This window comes from Blastococcus jejuensis (assembly GCF_039534705.1).
GTDB classification, from domain to species: domain Bacteria; phylum Actinomycetota; class Actinomycetes; order Mycobacteriales; family Geodermatophilaceae; genus Blastococcus_B; species Blastococcus_B jejuensis.
The window spans coordinates 85,786-107,151 of sequence record NZ_BAAAVV010000007.1 but is presented as its reverse complement, the minus strand read 5'-3'; the positions used below and the strand labels follow the sequence as shown (position 1 = coordinate 107,151).

The window sequence follows — 21,366 nt, the reverse complement described above, 5'->3', positions numbered from 1 at the left end:
AGCAGCGCCGCCGACTAACCTCGCGCTGTGCGCATCGTCCGCTTCGCTTCCCCCCAGGGCATGTCCTTCGGCGTCCTCGACGGAGACGGCCAGGTGGCCCAGATCGAGGGGCACCCCTTCGGCCAGATCTCCTTCACCGGCCAGCGCTTCGCGCAGGCCGACGTCCGGCTGCTGTCGCCGATCCTGCCGAGCAAGGTGGTCGCGATCGGCAAGAACTACGCCGCGCACGTCGCCGAGATGAACACCGGCGACGCCCCGAAGGCGCCGCTGATCTTCCTCAAGCCCTCCACGTCGGTCATCGGCCCCGGTGATGCGATCCGGATCCCGCCGGGCAGCACGAACGTGCACCACGAGGTCGAGCTCGCCGTGGTCATCGGCGCGCGCGGGGCCCGCAACGTGACCGAGGAGCAGGCGCTGGCCAGCGTGTTCGGGTACACGATCGGCAACGACGTGAGCGAGCGGGACATGCAGAAGGCCGACGGGCAGTGGACCCGCGCCAAGGGCTTCGACTCGTTCTGCCCGCTCGGTCCGTGGATCGAGACCGACCTCGGTGCCCTGGGTCTGGACCCGGCCGATCTCGCGATCAGCTGCCGCGTCGACGGCGAGCTCCGGCAGGAGGGCCGCACCAGCCAGTTGCTCTTCGGGCTGCCGACCCTGATCTCCTACATCTCGAAGGTCATGACGCTGCTGCCCGGCGACGTGATCCTCACCGGCACCCCCTCGGGCGTCGGCCCGATCGCCCCGGGGCAGGTGTGCGAGTGCACCGTCGAGGGGCTGGGGACGCTGTCGAACCCGGTCACCCAGGCCGACGACGTCTCGACGGCGGCCGCCCGGTGACCGTGCGCACCCGCTTCTGCCCGTCGCCGACGGGCATGGTGCACGTCGGCCTGATGCGCACCGCCCTGTTCAACTGGGCGCACGCGCGGCACACCGGCGGCACCTTCGTCTTCCGCATCGAGGACACCGACGCCGCGCGCGACTCCGAGGAGTCCTACCGGCACCTGCTGGACTGCCTGCGCTGGCTCGGCCTCGACTGGGACGAGGGGCCCGAGGTCGGCGGTCCGCACGGCCCGTACCGGCAGTCGGAGCGGCGGGAGATCTACGCCGACGTCGCCGCCAAGCTGGTCGCGTCGGGGCACGCCTACGAGTCCTTCTCGACCAACGACGAGGTCGCCGCCCGCCGGATGGCCGCCGGGCAGGACCCGAAGCTCGGCTACGACAACGCCGACCGCCACCTGACCGACGCGCAGAAGGCGGCGTTCCGGGCGGAGGGCCGCGAGCCCGTGCTGCGGCTGGCGATGCCCGACGAGGACCTGGTCTGGACCGACCTGGTCCGCGGCGAGGTGCGGTTCGCCGCCGGTTCGGTGCCCGACTTCGTGCTCGTCCGGGGCAACGGCGCCCCGCTCTATCCGTTCGTCAACCCCGTCGACGACGCGCTGATGGAGATCACCGACGTGCTGCGCGGCGAGGACCTGCTGCCCTCGACGCCCCGGCAGCTGGCGCTCTACGCGGCGCTGACCGACATCGGGGTGGCGAAGGGGACGCCGCGGTTCGGACACCTGCCCTATGTCACCGGTGAGGGCAACAAGAAGCTCTCCAAGCGGGACCCGCAGTCCAACCTCGACATCTACCGCGAGCGCGGCTTCCTGCCCGAGGGCTTCGCCAACTACCTGGCCCTGCTCGGGTGGTCGATCGCCGAGGACCGTGACATCTTCTCCACCGCCGAGATGGTCGAGGCCTTCGACGTCACGCGGGTGAGCGCCAACCCGGCCCGGTTCGACCTGAAGAAGGCCGAGGCGATCAACGCCACGCACCTGCGGGCGCTGCCGGTCGAGGAGTTCGTCGAGCGGGTCGTGCCCTTCCTCGCCGGTGCGGGGCTGATCAGCGAACCGCCGACGCCGGAGCAGGACCGCGTCCTGCGGGTGATCGCCCCGCTGGCCCAGGAGCGGATGATCGTGCTCTCCGAGGCGGTCGGCCTGCTGGCCTTCCTGTTCGTCGAGGACGTCGAGATCGATCCGGCCGCGGCGGAGAAGCAGCTGGCCGGGCCGGAGGCTGTCGAGGTGCTGGACGCGGCAGCCGCGGCCCTCCGCGACCTCCCGGAGTTCACCACGCCGGCGATCGAGGAGGCGCTGAAGACGGCGCTCGTCGAGGGCCTGGGTCGCAAGCCGCGCCAGGCCTTCGGACCGGTCCGGGTGGCGATCGGCGGGCGCACGGTCTCCCCGCCGCTGTACGAGTCGATCGAGCTGCTCGGGCGCGAGCGCACGCTGCACCGGCTGACGGCCGCCCGCGACGTCGCGGCGGGATGACCGGCCCGGGGTCGGAGGAGCCGTACGGCGGGCCACCGGAGACCCGCCGGCCGGCGCCCTACCCCTGGCAGCCCCACCCCTGGCAGCCGTCCGTGTGGCAGCCGCCGGTCTGGGCGCCGCCGCCGCTGCCCCCGGGGATGCGCTGGGCTCCGCCGCCCGGGACGCCGCCGCACGACGTCCCGCAGCCCTTCCTGCTGGCGATGCGGTCGCGCGACTGGGCGTGGTGGCGACCGGCGGTGGGGCTGCTGCTGTTCGCGGTCGTCTACGCCGTGGCGGTCGTGGTCAGCCTCCTGTTCGGCGTGGTCGGCCTGCTGGCCAAGGGCACCCGGGGCGACGTCGACGTCTCCGACCCCGGGATCCTGCTGCTCACCAACGTCGCCACGATCGTGGCCATCCCGGTCGTGTGGATGGTGTGGGCGGTGGCGCACGGCATGCGCATCGGCTGGTCGTCGTCGGTCCTGGCCCGGCTGCGCTGGCGGATGCTGCCGACCTTCACCGGGCTCGCGCTCGTCGCGCTGGGTCCGGTGATCTGTCTCGCCCTGCTGCCCGTGCTGCTCGATGCGGACGTGGTCGAGCCGGTCGCCGGCCTCGGCTGGTTCCTCGCGGTGGTCCTGCTCACCACGCCGCTGCAGTCGGCTGCGGAGGAGTACCTGTTCCGGGGCTACCTGAGCCAGGCCGTGGCCGGCTGGATCCGCGCACCGGCCGCGGGCGCCCTCGTGGCCGCGCTGGTCACGGCCACGGTGTTCTCGCTGCTCCATCTGCCGCCGGACCTGCCCACGTTCGTGACCCGCTTCGCCGTCGGCCTGGCGGCGTCGGCCGTGGTGTGGCTGACCGGAGGGCTGGAGGCGGCGATCGTGCTGCACGCCGTGAACAACGTGCTGGTCCTCGGCCTGTTCGGGGTCCTGGGCGGGGGCGGGCCGACCGAGGCCGCGACCGAGGCCGCGAGCTGGACGGAGGTCGCACTGATGACCGTGGCCCTGTCGGCCTACGCGCTGCTGGTGGCCCGGGCCCGGACCACGCTCCGGCCCGAGATGCGCACCGCGGCGCTGGACCTGCGGACCCGCCGACCGTGGGGTGGTGCGACCCCCGCCCGGAGCGTCGGGTAGAGTTCTCCGAGGCGCCGCGAGGTGCCACCCATGGGGTATGGGGTAATTGGCAGCCCGACGGTTTCTGGTTCCGTTAGTCTAGGTTCGAGTCCTGGTACCCCAGCGAGGAACATCGTTTTCTCACCGCGGTTCGCCGCACGGCCCCGTCGTCTAGCGGCCCAGGACGCCGCCCTCTCACGGCGGTAGCGAGGGTTCGAATCCCTTCGGGGCTACGCGATCCGAGAGCCCCCGACCCCCCGGTCGGGGGCTCTCGTCGTTCGCGTGGCAGACTGTCCGGCGCACGGCCCCGTCGTCTAGCGGCCTAGGACGCCGCCCTCTCACGGCGGTAGCGAGGGTTCGAATCCCTTCGGGGCTACGGCAGCGAGAGCCCCCGACCTCCCCGGTCGGGGGCTCTCGTCGTTCCCCGGGGGCCCACCCCGGATGGCCGGTGATCATGCCCCGGCGCTAGCGTCCGGGCGTGATCCGCTCCAGCCGACGACTCGCCGACGGACGCGAGATCCTCTACTTCGACGCCGGGCCCGTACCCCGGGACGCCGTCGACTCCCGCGACCTCCCGCCGGTCAGCACCCTCTCCCAGATGCGCTACGACGCGCTGCTGGGGGAGTGGGTCGTGGTCGCGTCGCACCGGCAGAGCCGGACGTTCCTGCCGCCGGCCGACCAGTGCCCGCTGTGCCCCTCGACGCCCGACCGCGCCACCGAGATCCCCGAGCGGGACTACCAGGTCGTCGTCTTCGAGAACCGCTTCCCGTCGCTGGCCACCGCCGTCTCGGAGGACGTGCCGGCCGCGGCCCCGGGTGCGCCGTTCGCGGAGCTGCGGCCGGGATTCGGCCGCTGCGAGGTCGTCTGCTTCACCAGCGAGCACGACCGGGTCTTCGCCGAGCTGGGCACCGAGCGCGCCCGGCTGGTCGTCGACGTGTGGGCCGAGCGGACGGCGGAGCTGTCGGGCATCGACGGGGTGGCGCAGGTCTTCCCGTTCGAGAACCACGGCGAGGAGATCGGGGTGACGCTCTCGCACCCGCACGGCCAGATCTACGCCTACCCCTTCGTCACGCCGCGCACCGAGAAGCTGCTGGCGTCGGTGGCCCGCCACCGGGAGGCGACGGGGCGCGACCTGTTCGCCGACGTCGTCGCCGCGGAGCGCACCGGACCGCGGGTGGTCGCGGCCAACGAGCACTGGACGGCGTTCGTCCCGGCCGCCGGTCGCTGGCCCTACGAGGTGCAGTTCTTCCCGGTGCGCAAGGTGCCCGACCTGCCCGCCCTCGACGACGCCGAGCGCGACGCGTTCGTCGAGCTCTACCTCGACGTGCTCGCCCGGTTCGCCCGCCGCATGGACACCCCGATGCCCTACATCGCGTCGTGGAACCAGGCCCCGGTGCACGCCGGCCGCGAGGACTGGTGGCTGCACCTGCAGCTGTTCTCGCTGCGCCGCGCCCCCGGGAAGCTCAAGTACCTGGCCGGGTCGGAGTCGGGCATGGGTGTCTTCATCACCGACACCAACCCGGAGGACATCGCCGAGGCACTCCGAAGCGTGGTCGTGGAGTGAACGACGTCGAGGCGGCGGCTCGAGCTCAGGCCGCGTTCGCCGAGCGGTTCGGCGGGGCCCCCGAGGGTGTGTGGGCGGCGCCGGGACGCGTGAACGTGATCGGGGAGCACACCGACTACAACGACGGCTACGTGCTGCCGGTGGCCCTGCCGCACACCACGCGCGCGGCGGTGGCCCGGCGTTCCGACGGCCGGCTCGCGTTCGCGTCGCTGCAGGGTGACGGGGACGTCGTCGAGCTGGCGGTCGCCGAACTGGCGCCCGGGCAGCCCTCCGGATGGGCCGGCTACCCCGCGGGGGTGGTCGACGGGCTCCGCGACCGGCTGGCCGGGGGCGTGAGCGTGCTCGTGGACACCGACGTCCCGGTCGGGGCGGGGCTGTCCTCGTCGGCCGCCCTGACGTGCTCGGTGGCGCTGGCCCTGCGCGACCTCGTGGCCCCGGAGCTCACCCGCGAGGACCTCGTCGACCTGGCCCGCCGCTCGGAGAACGACTTCGTCGGGGCGCCGACCGGGATCCTCGACCAGTCGGCCTCCCTGCTGTGCACCGCCGGCCACGCGCTCTTCCTCGACACCCGCGCGAAGCGGACCGAGCAGGTGCCGCTGGACATGGCCGCGGCGGGGCTCGAGCTGCTCGTCGTCGACACCGGCACGTCCCACACGCACGCCGACGGGGGGTACGGCGACCGCCGGCGCGAGTGCGAGGAGGCCGCCGCCCGGCTCGGCGTGCCGGCACTGCGGGACGTCGCCGACGTGGCGTCCCTGGCGGCCCTCGACGACGAGGTGCTGCTGCGCCGGGCCCGGCACATCGTGACCGAGAACGCGCGCGTGCTGCAGGTGGTCGAGATCCTGCGCGGCGCCGGTGATCCCCGGGAGATCGGGCCCGTGCTGGTGGCCGGGCACGAGTCCCTGCGCGACGACTTCCAGATCTCCACCGTCGAGCTCGACGCCTGCGTGGCGGCCGCGGTCGGCGCCGGCGCACACGGGGCCCGCATGGTCGGCGGCGGCTTCGGCGGCAGCGCCGTCGTGCTCGTCGACCGGGACCGGGCCCCCGCGGTCGCGGATGCGGTCCGGGAACGGTTCGACCGCGAGGGCTTCGCCGAGCCGCGCACCTTCGACGTCGTGCCCTCGGCCGGCGCCCGCCGGATCGCCTGACGAGGGGACGGCTAGCGGGCGGCGCGGCCGATCGCGACCGCGGCGTCGAGCACGGCGCCGATCACGTGCGGGCCGGGCCGGCGGCCGAGTCGCTCGACGGGGCCGGAGATCGACACCGCGCCCAGGACCGTCCCCGCCCCGTCACGCACCGGCGCCGACAGCGAGGCGACCCCGGGCTCGCGCTCGGCGATGCTGTGCGCCCACCCGCGACGGCGGACCTCGAGCAGCGTCCGCGCGGTGAAGCTGGCGTTCGGCAGCAGCCGGTTGACCTCCTCGACCGGCGTGAACGCGAGCAGCGCGTGGGCGGCCGAGCCGGCGGTCATGGGGAGGCGGGCACCGACCGGCACGGTGTCGCGCAGCCCGCTGGCCCGCTCGGCGGCCGCGATGCACACGCGCGTGGCGCCGTCGCGGACGTAGAACTGGGCGCTCTCCCCGCTGGCGTCCCGCAGCGCGACCAGGTGCCGCCCGGCGATCTCGGCCAGGTCGGTGCCGCCACGTCCCAGCTCCGCGAGCGTCGGGCCGGGCTCCCAGGCGCCGGCGTCGCTGCGTCGCACCAGGCCGTGACCCTCGAGCGCCACGGCCAGGCGGTGCGCCGTGGCCCGGGGCAAGCCGGTGCGCGCGACGAGCTCGGCGAGCGTCGCGGGCTCCTCGGCGACGGAGCGGAGGATCGCAACCGCTTTGTCCAGCACGGCGACGGGGTTAGGCTGTCCCACACAGCAATACTCGCATCCCAGATAGTGGGATGGCCAGTGAGACTCCCCCGAGAGGACCAGTCGTGCCGAAGACCCTGGCGGAGAAGGTCTACGACGCCCACGTCGTGCGCAGCGCAGCCGGCGAGCCGGACCTGCTCTACATCGACCTGCACCTCGTGCACGAGGTGACCAGTCCGCAGGCGTTCGACGGTCTCCGGGCGGCCGGGCGCACCGTCCGTCGTCCCGACCTGACGATGTCGACCGAGGACCACAACGTGCCGACCCTCGACATCCTGGCGCCGATCGCCGACCCGGTCAGCCGCGCCCAGGTCGAGGCGCTGCGGCGCAACGCCAAGGAGTTCGGCATCCGCGAGGCGCCGATGGGCGACCGCGACCAGGGCATCGTGCACGTCATCGGGCCGCAGCTGGGCCTCACCCAGCCCGGCATGACGATCGTGTGCGGCGACAGCCACACGTCCACCCACGGGGCGTTCGGCGCGCTGGCGTTCGGCATCGGCACCAGCGAGGTCGAGCACGTGCTCGCCACCCAGACGCTGCCGCAGTACAAGCCCAAGCAGATGGCGGTCACCGTCGACGGCGAGCTGCCGCCGGGCGTCTCGGCCAAGGACGTCATCCTCGCCGTCATCGCCCAGATCGGTACCGGCGGCGGCCAGGGCTACGTCATCGAGTACCGCGGGCCGGCCATCGAGAAGCTCTCGATGGAGGGCCGCATGACGATCTGCAACATGTCGATCGAGGCCGGGGCCAAGGCGGGTCTGATCGCCCCCGACCAGACCACGTTCGACTTCCTGAGGGGGCGCCCGCACGCGCCCGAGGGGGCCGACTGGGACGCCGCCGTCGAGTACTGGCAGACCCTGCGCACCGACGACGACGCCGTCTTCGACCGCGAGGTGCACATCGACGCCGCGTCGCTGACCCCCTTCGTCACCTGGGGCACCAACCCGGGCCAGGGCCTGCCGATCGGGGCCTCCGTGCCCGACCCGGCCGAGTTCGCCGACGAGGGCGACCGCCGGGCGGCCGAGCAGGCGCTGGCCTACATGGGCCTCACGCCCGGCACCCCGCTCCGCGAGATCGAGGTCGACACCGTCTTCCTCGGGTCGTGCACCAACGGCCGGATCGAGGACCTGCGGGTGGCCGCGGAGCTGCTGAAGGGCAAGCACATCGACCCGAGCACCCGGATGCTCGTCGTCCCCGGCTCGGTGGCCGTCAAGGCGCAGGCCGAGGCCGAGGGCCTGGACCGGGTGTTCCTCGACGCCGGCGCCGAGTGGCGCGGCGCGGGCTGCTCGATGTGCCTGGGCATGAACCCCGACCAGCTCCAGCCCGGCGAGCGGTCGGCCTCCACCAGCAACCGCAACTTCCAGGGCCGCCAGGGCAAGGGCGGCCGCACCCACCTGGTGTCGCCGGCCGTCGCGGCCGCCACCGCCCTCACCGGTCGCCTGACGGCGCCCGCCGACCTCGAGATGGCTGGAGTCTGACGATGGACGCCTTCACCACCCACACCGGCACGGCCGCCCCGCTGCGGCGCACCAACGTCGACACCGACCAGATCATCCCGGCCGAGTACCTCAAGCGGATCACCCGCACCGGCTTCGAGGACGGCCTGTTCGTCGCCTGGCGGACCAACGAGCCCGACTTCGTGCTCAACCAGCCCCAGTACGCCGACGCCTCGATCCTCGTCGCCGGCCCCGACTTCGGTACCGGCTCCTCCCGCGAGCACGCGGTGTGGGCGCTGCTCGACGGCGGCTTCCGGGTGGTCATCAGCTCCCGGTTCGCCGACATCTTCCGCAACAACTCGACCAAGGCCGGTCTGCTGACCGTCGTCCTCCCGCAGGCCGATGTCGAGGCGCTCTGGACCGCGGTGGAGGCCGACCCGACCACCCCGGTGACCGTCGACCTGCAGGCCAAGCAGGTGTCCTGGGGGGCGGCGCGGGCGGGGGAAGAACGGAGCGTCCCGTTCGAGATCGACGACTACACCCGCTGGCGGCTGCTCGAGGGGCTCGACGACGTCGGGCTCACCGAGCGCCACCTGGCCGACATCGAGGCGTACGAGGCGTCCCGGCCGTCCTGGAAGCCGACGGCGCTCCCGGCGCGCGGTTAGGTCTCGAAGTTCCGGTAGTAGTCGGCGGACAGCCCGCCCGGCCGGCCGCCGAGCGCCCAGACGCTGCCCTTGGCGCACGGCGGCCAGAGCCGGCCGGGAAGGCCGTCCCAGCGGACCCCGAGGGCCATCAGCACCGAGGGGATCGCGCCGCCCTGGCTGCAGACGACGGTGACCCCGGGGCCGGCGAGCAGGCGGTCGACGACGGCCAGCCCGGCCTGGGGATCGTCGGCGAACTCCTCCTCGCCGAGCTCCGGCAGCGGCTCGACGGGGAGCCCGAGCGCATCGGCCAGCGGCTGCACCGTCTCCTGGCAGCGCGTGCGCTCCGCGGACAGCACGGTCGTGGGGCCGAACAGGGGGAGCACCTCGGCGAGGCGCCGGGCCTGCGCCCGGCCGCGGTGGTCCAGCGGGCGCAGCTCGTCGGGGCCGTCCCACTCCGACCGGTCACCGGCCCGCCCGTGCCGCACCAGCAGCAGCGCGGGCGCGCGGGGGACGTCGGTCCGGGCGAGGTCGGCGACGACCGCGCGGTCGTGCGGGTGGGTGCACAGCGCCGCCGCGTCGTCGGCCGGCAGCCAGCGCAGGTCGTCCACCTCGTCGTTGGGGACGAACCGGTCGGGGGAGTCGTCGCCGGCGGCCCGCATCAGCCAGTAGTCGACCCGCTTGCGCCCTTCGGGGACCGCGTAGGTGGTGCGGACCCCGCGCCGGCCGACGACGCCACGCAGGCCGGTCTCCTCGACGACCTCGCGGATCGCGGTCTCCAGCAGGTGCTCGCCGTCCTCCGGCTTCCCCTTGGGCAGCGACCAGTCGTCGTACCTCGGCCGGTGCACCACCACGGTCTCGAGACCGCCGCCGGGCTCGGTGCGCCACAGCACACCGCCGGCCGCGAGGACGGCCGGGTCAGCCAGCGAGCTCACCCACCTGGCGCAGCCGCTCGGCCTGGTAGTCGCGCCCGTCGGTGAAGGTCCAGGAGCCGTCGCTGCCCAGCTCCCAGCTGCGCACCCCCGGCGCCAGCGCGGGCTCGAGGGCCTCGTGCAGCTGCCGGCGGGCGGTCTCGTCGCAGACGCGCAGCAGCACCTCGACGCGGCGGTCGAGGTTCCGGTGCATGAGGTCGGCGCTGCCCAGCCACCACTCCGGGTCCCCGCCGTTGACGAACGACATGACCCGGCTGTGCTCCAGGAAGCGCCCGACGATCGAGCGGACGCGGATGTTCTCCGACAGCCCGGGGACGCCGGGCCGCAGGGCGCAGATGCCGCGGATGAGCAGCTCGACGGGGACGCCGCCCCGGGAGGCCTCGTAGAGCGCGTCGATGATCCGCTCGTCGACCAGGGAGTTCATCTTCATGCGGATCCCCGCCGGCCGGCCCTCGGCGGCGTGCCGTGCCTCCCGACGGATCTTCTCGATGAGCCCAGTGCGGATGCCGTGCGGGGCCACCATGAGCGTGCGGTAGTTGGTCTGCCGCGAATACCCGGTCAGCGTGTTGAACAGGTCGGTGAGGTCGGCGCCGACCCGCGGGTCCGCCGTGAGGATGCCGAGGTCCTCGTAGAGGCGCGCCGTCTTCGGGTTGTAGTTGCCGGTGCCGATGTGGCAGTACCGGCGCAGCACGCCCTGCTCGCGGCGCACCACCAGAGCCGTCTTGCAGTGCGTCTTCAGCCCGACCAGGCCGTAGACGACGTGGCAGCCGGCCCGCTCCAGCGAGCGCGCCCAGGTGATGTTGGCCTCCTCGTCGAACCGCGCCTTGATCTCGACCAGGACGACGACCTGCTTGCCCGCCTCGGCGGCCTCGATCAGCGCGGTGACGATCGGGGAGTCACCCGACGTGCGGTAGAGCGTCTGCTTGATCGCCAGCACCTGCGGATCGGCCGCGGCCTGCTCGATGAAGCGCTGCACGCTGGTCGCGAACGAGTGGTACGGGTGCTGGACCAGCACGTCGCCCTCCCGCAGCGTGGCGAAGACGCTCTTGGGCGTCTCGCCCTCCGACAGCCGCGGGTGCGTCAACGGGACGAACGGCTCGTCCTTGAGCTCGGGCCGGTCGAGGTCGTAGAGCGCCCAGAGCGAGGCCAGGTCGAGCAGGCCCGGCACGTGCAGGACGTCGTGCGGCTTCATCTCCAGCTCCGACAGCAGCACCTCGAGGATCTGCTGGTCCATCGACTCGGTGACCTCGAGCCGCACCGCCGGGCCGAACCGGCGGCGGGCGAGTTCCCGCTCGAGGGCCTGCAGCAGGTCCTCGTCGCGGTCCTCCTCGACCTCCATGTCGGCGTTGCGGGTCACGCGGAACAGGTGGTGGGAGAGCACCTCGAGCCCGGGGAAGAGCTGGGGCAGGTGGGCGGCGATGAGGTCCTCGAGCGGCAGGAACGTCGCCGTCGGGTCCCTGTCGTTCGCCCCACCCGCCCCCACCGGGATGAACCGGGGCACGTTGTTGGGCACCTTCACCCGGGCGAAGTGCGACGAGCCGTCGGCGGGGTCGCGGACCATGACCGCCAGGTTCAGCGACAGCCCGCTGATGTACGGGAACGGATGGGCCGGGTCCACCGCGAGGGGCGTCAGCACGGGGAACACCTGGTCGCGGAAGTACTCGCGCTGCCGTCGGGCGTCCTCGTCGCCGAGGTCCTCCCAGTGCACGATCCGGATCCCCTGGTCCTCCAGCCGCGGCGTGACGTCCTTGAGGAACGTCTCCGCGTGCCGCTGCACCAGGTCCTGGGTCCGGGCGGTGATCAGCTCGAGCTGCTCGCGGATGGTCAGGCCGTCGGGGGAGCGGACGGTCAGGCCGGTGCTGTGCCGGCGCTTGAGCCCGGCGATGCGGACCATGTAGAACTCGTCGAGGTTGCTGGCGAAGATCGCCAGGAACTTGACCCGCTCGAGCAGCGGGAGCGACGCGTCCTCCGCGAGCTCCAGGACCCGGGCGTTGAAGTCCAGCCAGGACAGCTCCCGGTTCAGGAAGCGGTCGGCCGGCAGGGGCGGGGTCCGGGGCGCGCTCTCGGTGGCCACGGGCTCATGGTGCCGCACCGAGGTGAACGGTGAGCGCGCTCGTGCGCGCGCCGGTCCCGAGCCGGAGCGCGGCACGCAGGTCGGCCTCCGTGTCGACGTCCTGCACGAGGCCGGGCCAGGCGCCGGTCAGCGGAACCGCGCCACCGGCCCGGTGCGCCGCCGCCGACCCCGTCCCGAACGACGGACGCAGCCCGGTCCCGACCGCCGTGAGCAGCGTGGTGCCGGTGCCGTGCGCGTCGGCGACGAAGCAGCGCGGCGCGGCGGCCGCGGCGGTCAGCGCCGCGGCCAGCTCGGCCGGTCGCAGGGCGGGCAGGTCGGAGGACAGCGCGGCGACCGCCGGGCCCCCGGCGGCCCGGGCCCCGTGCTCGAGGGCCGGGTTCAGGCCGCTGTCCGGTTCGTCGGTGACGATGCGGGCGCCGAGCCGCGACACCTCGGCCGCGGCATCGGGATCGTCGGTGACCACCAGGACGGCGTCGACCACCGGGCAGGCCACGGCGGCGGCGACCGTGTCGGCCAGCAGGGCCAGCACCAGGCCGGCGTGCGCGGCGGCGTCGCCGGCCGTCACCGGGCGCAGCCTCGTCTTGGCGACGGCCAGCCGCTTCGCCGGGACGACCACCGACCACCTGTGCACCGACCCATGTGAGCACACGCCGGGACCCCGGTGCCGTCCGCGGAGGTGGCCAGGGTCGATCATGGGCAGGATCACAGCAGACGGTCACAGGCAGGGACGACGGCGACCGCCGTCCCGTGGCAAGGGGAAGGGGGCCCGTGGCGGAGAAGTCGTCCGCGCACAGCGCGGCGGTGGAGGGCCGGCCCGCGACCCGCCCGGCCAGGTGGCGGACGCGCGGTCGCCTCACCTACGGCATGGTCGCGGCGATCGTGGTCATCTACCCGGCGGCCTCGCTGCTGTTCCGGCTGCGCTACCGGCACGGTGAGCGCATCCCGCCGACCGGGCCGGTGCTCCTCGTCGCGAACCACGTCTCCGTCCTCGACCCCCTGGCCTGCGCCCGGCTCGTGTTCGACAACGGCCGGCTGCCGCACTTCCTCGCCAAGCAGTCGGTGTTCAAGGGTTTCGCCGGCACCCTGCTGCGCAGCGCCGGCCAGATCCCCGTGGCCCGCTTCTCGGCGGAGGCGCACGGTGCACTCGACGCCGCGAAGGCCGACCTCGACCGGGGGAACGTCGTCGTCATCTATCCCGAGGGCTCGGTCACGCGCGATCCGGACTGGTGGCCCATGCAGGCCCGCACCGGCGTCGCCCGGCTGGCGCTGACCTCCGACGCCGTCGTCCTGCCGGTCGCCCAGTGGGGGCCGCACCGGGTGCACGACTACCACCGCAAGAAGCTCCGGCTGCGCTTCCGGGCTCCGGCCGACTACCTGGTCGGCGAGCCGGTGGATCTCTCCGCCCTGCGGGCCGAGGTGCGGGCCGGCCGGCCGCTGAGCGTGGAACTGCTGCGGCAGACCACCGACCAGATCATGGCGCGGGTGCGCGACCAGCTCGGCGAGCTGCGGGGCGAGACCCCGCCCACCACCTTCCACCCGCGCCCGGCGCGCGAGCTCCGCGGGGACGCCTCCGGGGCACCGGGGAGCGCGGCATGAGCCAGATGACGCGGGCGGCGGTGCTCGGCGCCGGCTCCTGGGGGACGACGTTCGCGAAGGTGCTCGCCGACGCAGGCTGCCAGGTCACCCTGCACGCGCGGCGCGCCGAGCTGGTGGCGGCGATCACCGACACCAAGGAGAACCCCGACTACCTCCCCGGGATCACGCTGCCCTCGGCGGTCCGGGCCACGACCGACCCCGGCGAGGCCCTCGAGGGGGCCGAGATCGTGGTCCTCGCCGTGCCGTCGCAGTCGCTGCGCGGCAACCTCGAGCGCTGGACCCCGCTGCTGCCCGACGACGCCACGCTGCTCTCCCTGATGAAGGGCATCGAGCTGGGCACGACGAAGCGGATGAGCGAGGTCATCTGCGAGGTCACCGGCGCCGGACTCGAACGGATCGCCGTCCTCTCCGGGCCCAACCTGGCCCGCGAGATCGCCGAGGAGCAGCCGGCGGCGACCGTGATCGCCTGCGCCGACACCGACCGCGCCGCCGCCCTGCAGGCCGCCTGCCACACGGCGTACTTCCGGCCCTACACCAACCCCGACATGGTCGGCTGCGAGCTCGGTGGGGCGGTGAAGAACGTCATCGCGCTGGCGGCCGGCATCGCCGAGGGGCTGGGCTTCGGCGACAACACGCGCGCCTCGCTGATCACCCGCGGGCTGGCCGAGACCGCGCGCCTGGGCCTGGCGCTGGGCGCGGAGCTCACCACGTTCGCGGGGCTGGCCGGTCTCGGTGACCTGGTGGCCACCTGCAGCTCCCCGCTGTCGCGCAACCGCACCTTCGGCGAGAAGCTCGGGAAGGGCATGACGGTGGAGGAGGTCCAGGAGAGCACCCGCCAGACGGCGGAGGGTGTGAAGAGCTGCCGCTCGGTCCTGGATCTCGCCCGGGCGCACGACATCGACGTGCCGATCACCGAGGCCGTCGTCCGGGTCTGCCACGAGGGCGCGGCGCCGGGCCGGCTGGTGAAGGAGATCATGTCGCGCGAGGCCAAGCCGGAGTGAGGATGCCGGAGTGAGCTGGGGAGACGGCACCCGGTCCGTGCGTGCGGGGGAGCAGCCCGCGGTGGCGGGCGCGCCGCTGCGGCCCTCCCCGGTGTTCGCCGCGCCCTTCCACCTGGGCGACCTCCCTCCCCGGGCCGGCGGTGCGGACGCCTACGCCCGCACCGAGCACCCCACGCTGCGCGACTTCGAGGGCGCGGTGGGCGAGCTCGACGGCGGCCGGTGCCTGTCCTTCGCCACCGGGATGGCCGCCCTGACCGCCGTCCTGCTGGCCTGCGCGGGCACCGGCGACCGCGTCGTGCTGCCGTCCGACGGCTACTACACGACCCGGCTGCTGGCCGCCGAGGAGATGGCCCGGTTCGGCATCGCGGCCGAGTACGTCGCGACGACGGAGATCGAGGCGTACGCGGCCGCGGGCCGGCTCGAGGGCGTGCGGCTGGTGCTGCTGGAGACCCCGAGCAACCCGCTGCTGGACGTCTGCGACATCGCGGCGGTGGCCCGCGCCGCGCGCGCGGCCGGGGCGCTGGTCGCCGTCGACAACACGACCGCCACGCCGCTGGGGCAGCGGCCGCTGGAGCTCGGTGCGCACCTCGCCGTCGCCAGTGACACCAAGGCGCTCACCGGGCACAGCGACCTGCTGCTCGGCCACGTGAGCACGACCGACGACGCGCTGTTCGCCCGCCTGGCGGCCTGGCGCGGGCACAGCGGCAGCACACCGGGGCCGTTCGAGGCGTGGCTGGGGCACCGCTCGATGAGCACGCTCGACCTCCGGCTGGCCCGGCAGGCGGCGAACGCGGCGGCGGTGGCCGAGGTGCTGGCCGCGTCGTCCGCCGTCACCGGCGTCCGGTGGCCGTGGCGGGAGTCCGACCCGTCCTACCAGTTGGCCGCCCGGCAGATGCTGCGCCCCAACGGGGTGGTGTCGGCGGAACTGGCCTCCGCGGACGCGGTGCAGCGGCTGGTGGCCGGCAGCCGGCTGTGGACGGCCGCGACCAGCTTCGGCGGCGTGCACAGCACCATCGATCGGCGGGCGCAGTGGGGCGCCGACGCCGTCGCGCCGGGCTTCGTCCGGCTGTCCTGCGGGATCGAGGACACCGACGACCTGGTCTCAGACCTCGCCGGCGCGCTCGCCGTCCTCGCCTGATCTCCTGCGGGCGCGCGCGCCGGTCACCGTGAACCACACGCTCAGGCCGTTGTAGTAGACGAGGTAGGCCAGGGAGACCGCCACCACCCCTGGGTGCGGGTCGGGGTACTGCACCAGGAGCACGACGTAGGTGACCGCCCAGACGGCGCTGAGCGCCAGCGTCGTCGTGCGCAGCGTCGTCATCCGCGACGGGTAGAGGTAGCGGACCGGCACGAAGACCAGCACGGAGAAGACGACCAGCGCGACGGCGACGACGGTCGGCGACGCGTCGAGCACGATCGCGTAGAACGCGAGGACGTTCCAGTAGCTGGGGAACCCCAGGAAGAAGTGGTCGTCCCCCGTGCCGCCGACGAGCTTCGCGTCGACCCGGCAGAACTGGTAGCTCGACGCCAGCAGCGGCAGCGCGGCGACCACCCAGCCGACCGCTCCGTCGGGCAGGGCATCGGTGGTCCAGAGCAGCACGATCGGCGCGAAGACGTAGGTCAGGTAGTCGACGATGTTGTCGAGGAGGGCGCCGTCGAACCAGGGGATCGTCTCCTTGACGCGGAACCGGCGCGCCAGCGTGCCGTCGGTGCCGTCGATGAACAGCGCGACGAAGAACAGCCACAGCGCGGTGACGGTCTCGCCCTCGATCGCGGCCAGCACGATGAGCAGCCCGACGACGGTGCCCGCAGCGGTGTAGACGTGCACGGCGGCCCCGGCCAGCCGGAACCCACGGGAGAACGAGGGGGTGGCTGTGTCCTGGTGCACGCGCTGAGGCTGTCACATCAGGGCGCGCCGACCGGCTCGGCTAGGGTCGCGACGATGAGCGGGAAGGCAGACAAGCTGCGCGTGGCGGTCGTGTTCGGGGGTCGCAGCGCGGAGCACGCCATCTCCTGCGTGTCGGCCGGCAGCGTGATCGCCGCCCTGGATCCCGACCGCTACGAGGTCGTGCCCGTCGGGATCGCCACCGACGGCCGGTGGGTGCTGGCCGACGGCGACCAGCGGATGGCCATCAGCGACGGAACGCTGCCGGAGGTCACCGGGGGGACGGCGGTGTCGCTGGTCGGCGATCCCGAGGGCCGCGGCTTCGCCGTCCTGGAACCCGGCGCCGCGGTCGGCCGGGCCCTGACCGAGGTCGACGTCGTGTTCCCCGTGCTGCACGGCACGTTCGGCGAGGACGGCACGATCCAGGGGCTGCTGGAGATGGCCGGCCTGCCCTACGTGGGGTCGGGCGTGTTCGCCAGCGCGGCCTCGATGGACAAGGAGTTCACCAAGAAGCTGCTCGCCGCGGCCGGCCTGCCGCAGGGTGATCACGTGGTGCTCCGGGACGCGTCGGGCGCGGTCTGCCCCGATCCCGGCGTCCTGGACGGGGCCACGCGCGAGCGGCTCGGGCTCCCCGTGTTCGTGAAGCCCTCGCGGGCCGGGTCGAGCATCGGGATCACGAAGGTCACCGACTGGGCCCAGTTCCCCGAGGCGGTGGCGACGGCGGCGGCGGTCGACCCGAAGGTGATCGTGGAGGCGGCCGTGCCCGGTCGCGAGATCGAGTGCGGGGTGCTGGCCGCGCGGGGGAACGGGCTGCCGGAGTCGAGCCTGCCCGCGGAGATCCGGCTGCGCCCGGGCACCGACTGGTACGACTTCGCGGCCAAGTACCTCGACGACGCCGTCGACTTCGACGTGCCCGCCGACCTCAGCCCCGAGCAGACCGCGGCCGTGCAGGACGCGGCCCGACGGGCGTACCTGGCCCTGGACTGCCGCGGCCTGGCCCGCGTGGACTTCTTCCTCGGGACGTCGCCCGACGGGGGCGACCTGCTGGTCATCAACGAGGTCAACACGATGCCCGGTTTCACGCCGATCTCGATGTTCCCGCGGATGTGGGCCGCCTCGGGGGTGAGCTACCCCGAGCTGGTCGACCGGCTGATCGCGAGCGCCCTGACGACCGGTTCCCGGCCCGTCCGGTGAGGGCGGGGCGGCTGCTCGTCCTGCTCGTCCCCGCCGCGCTGGCCGCCTGCGGCTGCACGCGCTCCGTGGACGGCGTGGCGACGGCCGCCGCGGTGACCGCGACGCCGTCGTCAGCGTCGGACCTCGAGGCGCTGATCGTCGCGGAGGTGCCCTCGGGGCTGGCCCGGTTGCCCGACGACGAGCTGCACCCTCCGGCCGGGGCCAAGACGGTCGACGACGTCGCCGCGTACGCCGACGACCCGTACCGGGAGCGCGAGGTGCTCGCGGACTACGGGTACCGGTACGGCTGGGAGCGCTTCTGGGGCAACGCGAACGGCAGCGGACCGGTCACGGGGGTCTTCGTCGACCAGTTCGAGCACCGCGCGGGAGCCGGGGCGTACGCCGCGGACCTCGCCCGCAACGACACCGAGCACTACCGGGGGATGCTGCGCCAGGACCCCGCGGGCCTGCCGGGCAACTGCTGGTCGCTGACCGTCGACGACCCGGACCCCGACCTGGGGCTGGGCGGCCCGGCGGCGTTCGCCTGGTGCGGGCACGGGGTGTTCAGCGTGGCGGTGACCGCCGTCTCCGACTCGGTGGACGCGGCCGAGGCCGAGGTCCGCGAGGTCGTGACGCGCCAGCTCGAGCTGCTGCCGCCGCGCTGAGGACCTACGGGCTCGGGTCGGGCTCCTGGTAGGCGAGGGTGGCGGCGATCGTCGTCGACAGGACGGTCGCCGGACCGCTGTCGATGGTGGCCGGCACCCGGAGCTCCACGTAGACCGGCCGGTCGACGGCCGTCCAGACGGTCGTGTCGGGGTCGGAGTCGTCGACGAGCCAGAAGACCCCGTTGATCTGGTAGAGCGCCGAATCCGGTGCGAACCCGGCCGGTCGGTCGACGCCGCAGATCAGCGTGACGGCGGGGTCGCCCCAGGCGTAGGCGAACGGCGAGTCCGACCGCACACGCCGCGACTGCTCGCCCGCGAGCTCGAGGGGCAGCTGCTCCATCAGGGCCGGGCACGAGGCGTCGGCCTCCGGCGTGACCGGCGGGACCTCCAGCGGCAGCACGGGGAGCTCGGCCCGCTGCGGGGTCGAGGCGTCCACCCGGGCGGGCGGGTCGTCGCCGGAGGAACCGCCGAGCACGTTGACGAGGACGACCACCGCCACGACCACGGGCACCAGGACGGCGGTCGCGATGATCGCGACCCTCCGCAGCGGGTCCTCGGGAGCGCGCTCCTCGGGGCTCTCCGGTGCCCGATCGGGCGCGGGGGCGTCGTCGCTCAGCTCGACGTCGCTCAGAGGTTGACGACCGGGCAGGTCAGCGTGCGCGTGATGCCGTCGACCGACTGGACGCGCGCGACGACCAGGCGGCCGAGCTCGTCGACGCTCTCGGCCTCGGCCCGGACGATGACGTCGTAGGGACCGGTGACATCCTCGGCCTTGGTCACGCCGGTGATCTCACTGATGGTCTTGGCGACCTGGGCGGCTTTGCCGACCTCGGTCTGGATGAGGATGTAGGCGTGGACCACGGAAGACCCTTCCTCGGGCAGCGCTGCCGGAACGTCGTCCCCGCCGGGTGGCGGACAGGGAGCGAACCTACCTCAGCCGCCGGAGGGAACCGATGACTCGCCCCCGCCCACTGGTGCCGCGCGGGGACCCGGCGGACAGCGTCCGCGTCGTCGGCGAGTTCGGGGTGATCGCCCGCGTGCTCGCCCACGCCGGGACCTCGCGGGCCGCCGAGGTGGGGCCCGGTGACGACGCCGCGGTGCTCCGGACCACCGACGGGCGGGTGGTCGCCACCGTCGACGTCCTCGTGGAGGGCCGGCACTTCCGCCGGGACTGGTCGTCGGCGGAGGACATCGGGCACAAGGCCGCGGCGGCCAACCTCGCCGACGTGGCCGCGATGGGCGGGACGGCGACCGCGCTGCTGGTGGGCCTGGCCTGCCCGCCGACCACGCCGACGAGCTGGCTCGAGGGCGTCGCCGCCGGGCTCGCCGAGGAGTGCGCCCCGCTGGGTGCCGCGGTCGTCGGGGGCGACCTGGTGGCAGCGGCCACCGACAGCGCCTCGGTGGTGCTCTCGGTGACCGCCCTGGGCGACCTCGGCGGCCGCGCCCCGGTGCTGCGCTCCGGGGCCCGCCCGGGTGACGTCGTCGCGGTCGCCGGGCGCCTCGGGTGGGCCGCCTGCGGGCTGGCGGTGCTGCGCCGTGGGTTCACCAGCCCGCTGGCCGTCGTGTCGGCGCACCGGCGCCCGGTGCCGCCGTACGCGGCCGGACCTGCCGCCGCCGAGGCGGGGGCGACGTCGATGTGCGACGTCAGCGACGGACTGCTGGCCGACCTGGGGCACGTGGCGACCGCCAGCCGGGTGCTGATCGACCTCGACCGCGCCGCGCTGGTGCGCACCTTCCTCGAGCCGGCCGGCCCGCTGCAGCAGGTCGCGTCCGCGCTCGGGGCCGATCCGCTGGCGTGGGTGCTCACCGGCGGGGAGGACCACGCGCTGGTCGCCACGTTCCGCCCGACGGCCGTGCTGCCGCCGGGCTGGTCGGTGATCGGGTCGGTGCGGCCGGGCGGGAAGCGGACCGGGGTGCTCGTGGGCGGGGAGCCGGCGGCCGACGTCGTGCGGGCGGTCGGGGCGGAGGGAGCCGGGCATGTCCACTTCGGCTGAGCTGCGGGACGGGTCCGCGGTGACCCTCCGGGCGGTGCCCTACGACGACCCGGTGGCCACCCTGCTGGTCGGGCGGGTGCAGCAGGAGTACGTGACGCGCTACGGCGGGCCCGACGAGGCCGCCGTCGACCCGGCGGAGTTCGTCCCGCCGGAGGGGCTGTTCCTGGTGGCGGAGGTGGCCGGGGAGCCGGCCGGCTGCGGCGCGTGGCGGGTGTACCCGCCGGGTGGGATCGAGATCAAGCGCGTGTACGTCGAGCCCGGCTTCCGCCGGCGCGGCCTGGCGCAGCTGATCGTGGCCGCGCTCGAGGGCAGCGCCGTGGCGGCCGGCCACCGCAGCGTGGTCCTGAACACCGGTGACCGTCAGCCCGAGGCGCTGGCCCTCTACGCCGACCTCGGCTACTCGCCCGTTCAGGGGTACGGCGTCTACGCCTGCTCGCCGGGAGCGGTGTTCCTGGGCAAGGATCTGGCACCGGCCCCCGGTCAGGACGCCGCGGGGCCGGGCGAGGGAAAGGAGCGGTCATGGGCATCGTGACGGTGTCGGCCGCCTACGGGGCGGCGGGCGCGGAGATCTCGCGCGCCGTGGCCGATCGGCTCGGCCTCCCGTTCCACGACCGGGCGATCCCGGCGCAGGTCGCCGGCCGGCTCGGGGTGTCCGTCGCCGAGGCCGAGGCCAACGACGAGACCGTGGTCCGCGGCCTGTGGCGGCTGGTCGCCTCGCTCGGCACCATGCCCGACCCGGTGGGGGGCGTCCTGCCGACCGCCACGCTGCCCGACGCGCGCGCCTACCGGCAGCAGACCGAGCGCGTGCTCGCCGAGATCGCCGACGGCGCCGGGGGCGTGGTGCTCGGCCGTGCGGGGGCGCTGGTGCTCAAGGACCGGCCGGACGCGCTGCACCTGCGCCTGGACGGCCCGCTCGAGCGCCGCCTCGAGCTCGCCGCCGCCCGGTCCGGGCGGCCGCGGGAGGAGGTGCGCCGCGAGATGGAGGCCAACGACCGCGCCCGGGAGGCCTACGTGCGGCACTTCTACCGCTGCGATCCGGCCGAGGCGGCGCACTACCACCTGGTGGTCGACAGCACGGCCTTCGCCGTCGACACGGTGGTGGAACTGGTGGTGACGGCGGCCCGGGACCGGGGGATCGGGGGCGCCTGACCGTGGT

Annotated in this window: 22 protein-coding genes and 3 tRNA genes; 18 read left to right on the top strand and 7 right to left on the bottom strand. The window is 74.2% G+C overall.

Annotated features, from left to right (window positions below):
- Positions 1-27: 27 nt before the first annotated feature.
- The 8 genes from ABD644_RS15510 to galK all read left to right on the top strand — a co-directional run bounded on the left by ABD644_RS15510 (position 28) and on the right by galK (position 6,103).
- Positions 28-837 (top strand): fumarylacetoacetate hydrolase family protein, encoded by an 810-nt coding sequence (locus ABD644_RS15510; RefSeq protein ID WP_344689853.1) that lies wholly within the window; start codon positions 28-30, stop codon positions 835-837.
- Positions 834-2,306, top strand: coding sequence for a glutamate--tRNA ligase (gltX, locus tag ABD644_RS15505; protein WP_344689852.1), 1,473 nt, complete (start codon positions 834-836; stop codon positions 2,304-2,306). The genes ABD644_RS15510 and gltX overlap by 4 nt, the downstream gene beginning before the upstream one ends.
- A complete protein-coding gene (locus ABD644_RS15500; protein ID WP_344689851.1) occupies positions 2,303-3,412 on the top strand; it encodes a CPBP family glutamic-type intramembrane protease in 1,110 nt (369 codons plus the stop codon). The genes gltX and ABD644_RS15500 overlap by 4 nt, the downstream gene beginning before the upstream one ends.
- A 31-nt stretch (positions 3,413-3,443) precedes the next feature.
- Positions 3,444-3,515 (top strand) — tRNA-Gln (locus ABD644_RS15495).
- Positions 3,516-3,551: 36 nt separating this feature from the next.
- Positions 3,552-3,624 (top strand) — tRNA-Glu (locus tag ABD644_RS15490).
- Between the two features lie 70 nt (positions 3,625-3,694).
- Positions 3,695-3,767, top strand: a tRNA-Glu gene (locus ABD644_RS15485).
- A gap of 102 nt (positions 3,768-3,869) precedes the next feature.
- A complete protein-coding gene (gene galT, locus ABD644_RS15480; protein ID WP_344689850.1) occupies positions 3,870-4,955 on the top strand; it encodes a galactose-1-phosphate uridylyltransferase in 1,086 nt (361 codons plus the stop codon).
- The gene (galK, locus tag ABD644_RS15475; RefSeq protein WP_344689849.1) at positions 4,952-6,103 is read left to right on the top strand and encodes a galactokinase; all 1,152 of its coding nucleotides are present in this window, start codon (positions 4,952-4,954) and stop codon (positions 6,101-6,103) included. The genes galT and galK overlap by 4 nt, the downstream gene beginning before the upstream one ends.
- An 11-nt stretch (positions 6,104-6,114) precedes the next feature.
- On the opposite strand, the gene ABD644_RS15470 is transcribed toward galK, so the two are convergent.
- Entirely contained in the window at positions 6,115-6,792 is a 678-nt protein-coding gene (locus ABD644_RS15470; RefSeq protein ID WP_344689848.1) for an IclR family transcriptional regulator, read from the bottom strand.
- 86 nt (positions 6,793-6,878) lie between these two features.
- Here ABD644_RS15470 and leuC point away from each other — a divergent pair, with 86 nt between their 5' ends.
- Positions 6,879-8,291, top strand: coding sequence for a 3-isopropylmalate dehydratase large subunit (leuC, locus tag ABD644_RS15465; RefSeq protein ID WP_344689847.1), 1,413 nt, complete (start codon positions 6,879-6,881; stop codon positions 8,289-8,291).
- Positions 8,292-8,293: 2 nt separating this feature from the next.
- Positions 8,294-8,914 (top strand): 3-isopropylmalate dehydratase small subunit, encoded by a 621-nt coding sequence (gene leuD, locus ABD644_RS15460; protein WP_344689846.1) that lies wholly within the window; start codon positions 8,294-8,296, stop codon positions 8,912-8,914.
- On the opposite strand, the gene ABD644_RS15455 is transcribed toward leuD, so the two are convergent.
- Genes ABD644_RS15455 through cofC form a run of 3 tightly spaced genes read right to left on the bottom strand, consistent with a single transcriptional unit; the run spans position 8,911 to position 12,512 of the window.
- Complete coding sequence (locus ABD644_RS15455) at positions 8,911-9,825, bottom strand: NUDIX hydrolase (RefSeq protein WP_344689845.1); 915 nt, start codon at positions 9,823-9,825, stop codon at positions 8,911-8,913. The genes leuD and ABD644_RS15455 overlap by 4 nt on opposite strands.
- Complete coding sequence (locus tag ABD644_RS15450; protein ID WP_344689844.1) at positions 9,809-11,896, bottom strand: RNA degradosome polyphosphate kinase; 2,088 nt, start codon at positions 11,894-11,896, stop codon at positions 9,809-9,811. The genes ABD644_RS15455 and ABD644_RS15450 overlap by 17 nt, the downstream gene beginning before the upstream one ends.
- 4 nt (positions 11,897-11,900) lie before the next feature.
- A complete protein-coding gene (gene cofC, locus ABD644_RS15445; protein WP_344689843.1) occupies positions 11,901-12,512 on the bottom strand; it encodes a 2-phospho-L-lactate guanylyltransferase in 612 nt (203 codons plus the stop codon).
- Positions 12,513-12,664: 152 nt separating this feature from the next.
- Between cofC and ABD644_RS15440 the strand changes: the two genes are divergently transcribed.
- From ABD644_RS15440 to ABD644_RS15430, 3 genes are read left to right on the top strand one after another with little or no spacing between them, the layout of a single operon-like run.
- Entirely contained in the window at positions 12,665-13,492 is an 828-nt protein-coding gene (locus ABD644_RS15440) for a lysophospholipid acyltransferase family protein (protein WP_344689842.1), read from the top strand.
- The gene (locus ABD644_RS15435; protein WP_344689840.1) at positions 13,489-14,493 is read left to right on the top strand and encodes an NAD(P)H-dependent glycerol-3-phosphate dehydrogenase; all 1,005 of its coding nucleotides are present in this window, start codon (positions 13,489-13,491) and stop codon (positions 14,491-14,493) included. Before ABD644_RS15440 ends, ABD644_RS15435 begins: the two co-directional genes overlap by 4 nt.
- A gap of 10 nt (positions 14,494-14,503) precedes the next feature.
- Positions 14,504-15,631 (top strand): cystathionine gamma-lyase, encoded by a 1,128-nt coding sequence (locus ABD644_RS15430; protein ID WP_344689839.1) that lies wholly within the window; start codon positions 14,504-14,506, stop codon positions 15,629-15,631.
- On the opposite strand, the gene ABD644_RS15425 is transcribed toward ABD644_RS15430, so the two are convergent.
- Entirely contained in the window at positions 15,596-16,381 is a 786-nt protein-coding gene (locus tag ABD644_RS15425) for a CDP-alcohol phosphatidyltransferase family protein (RefSeq protein WP_344689838.1), read from the bottom strand. The two genes, ABD644_RS15430 and ABD644_RS15425, sit on opposite strands and share 36 nt — an antisense overlap.
- Before the next feature lie 54 nt (positions 16,382-16,435).
- Between ABD644_RS15425 and ABD644_RS15420 the strand changes: the two genes are divergently transcribed.
- Positions 16,436-17,572, top strand: a complete 1,137-nt coding sequence (locus tag ABD644_RS15420; protein WP_344689837.1) for a D-alanine--D-alanine ligase family protein — start codon at positions 16,436-16,438, stop codon at positions 17,570-17,572.
- Positions 17,569-18,216, top strand: a complete 648-nt coding sequence (locus ABD644_RS15415) for a hypothetical protein (RefSeq protein WP_344689836.1) — start codon at positions 17,569-17,571, stop codon at positions 18,214-18,216. Before ABD644_RS15420 ends, ABD644_RS15415 begins: the two co-directional genes overlap by 4 nt.
- A gap of 4 nt (positions 18,217-18,220) precedes the next feature.
- Here the strand turns inward: ABD644_RS15415 and ABD644_RS15410 are convergent, their stop codons facing one another.
- Both ABD644_RS15410 and ABD644_RS15405 read right to left on the bottom strand, forming a co-directional pair.
- Complete coding sequence (locus ABD644_RS15410; RefSeq protein WP_344689835.1) at positions 18,221-18,727, bottom strand: DUF3515 domain-containing protein; 507 nt, start codon at positions 18,725-18,727, stop codon at positions 18,221-18,223.
- A 116-nt stretch (positions 18,728-18,843) separates the two neighbouring features.
- Complete coding sequence (locus ABD644_RS15405; protein ID WP_344689834.1) at positions 18,844-19,077, bottom strand: Lrp/AsnC ligand binding domain-containing protein; 234 nt, start codon at positions 19,075-19,077, stop codon at positions 18,844-18,846.
- 92 nt (positions 19,078-19,169) lie between these two features.
- Here ABD644_RS15405 and ABD644_RS15400 point away from each other — a divergent pair, with 92 nt between their 5' ends.
- Genes ABD644_RS15400 through ABD644_RS15390 form a run of 3 tightly spaced genes read left to right on the top strand, consistent with a single transcriptional unit; the run spans position 19,170 to position 21,359 of the window.
- Positions 19,170-20,210, top strand: a complete 1,041-nt coding sequence (locus ABD644_RS15400; RefSeq protein ID WP_344689833.1) for a thiamine-phosphate kinase — start codon at positions 19,170-19,172, stop codon at positions 20,208-20,210.
- Positions 20,194-20,742, top strand: coding sequence for a GNAT family N-acetyltransferase (locus ABD644_RS15395; protein ID WP_344689832.1), 549 nt, complete (start codon positions 20,194-20,196; stop codon positions 20,740-20,742). The genes ABD644_RS15400 and ABD644_RS15395 overlap by 17 nt, the downstream gene beginning before the upstream one ends.
- Entirely contained in the window at positions 20,730-21,359 is a 630-nt protein-coding gene (locus ABD644_RS15390; protein ID WP_344689831.1) for a cytidylate kinase-like family protein, read from the top strand. Before ABD644_RS15395 ends, ABD644_RS15390 begins: the two co-directional genes overlap by 13 nt.
- The last annotated feature ends 7 nt before the right edge of the window (positions 21,360-21,366 follow it).

Excerpts from the sequence above, each read along its gene's own strand:
- ABD644_RS15500 (WP_344689851.1), top strand. The coding sequence starts at position 2,303 with ATGACCGGCCCGGGGTCGGAGGAGCCGTACGGCGGGCCACCGGAGACC.
- leuD (WP_344689846.1), top strand. The coding sequence starts at position 8,294 with ATGGACGCCTTCACCACCCACACCGGCACGGCCGCCCCGCTGCGGCGC.
- ABD644_RS15435 (WP_344689840.1), top strand. The coding sequence starts at position 13,489 with ATGAGCCAGATGACGCGGGCGGCGGTGCTCGGCGCCGGCTCCTGGGGG.
- ABD644_RS15420 (WP_344689837.1), top strand. The coding sequence starts at position 16,436 with ATGAGCGGGAAGGCAGACAAGCTGCGCGTGGCGGTCGTGTTCGGGGGT.
- ABD644_RS15400 (WP_344689833.1), top strand. The coding sequence starts at position 19,170 with ATGACTCGCCCCCGCCCACTGGTGCCGCGCGGGGACCCGGCGGACAGC.
- ABD644_RS15395 (WP_344689832.1), top strand. The coding sequence starts at position 20,194 with ATGTCCACTTCGGCTGAGCTGCGGGACGGGTCCGCGGTGACCCTCCGG.
- ABD644_RS15390 (WP_344689831.1), top strand. The coding sequence starts at position 20,730 with ATGGGCATCGTGACGGTGTCGGCCGCCTACGGGGCGGCGGGCGCGGAG.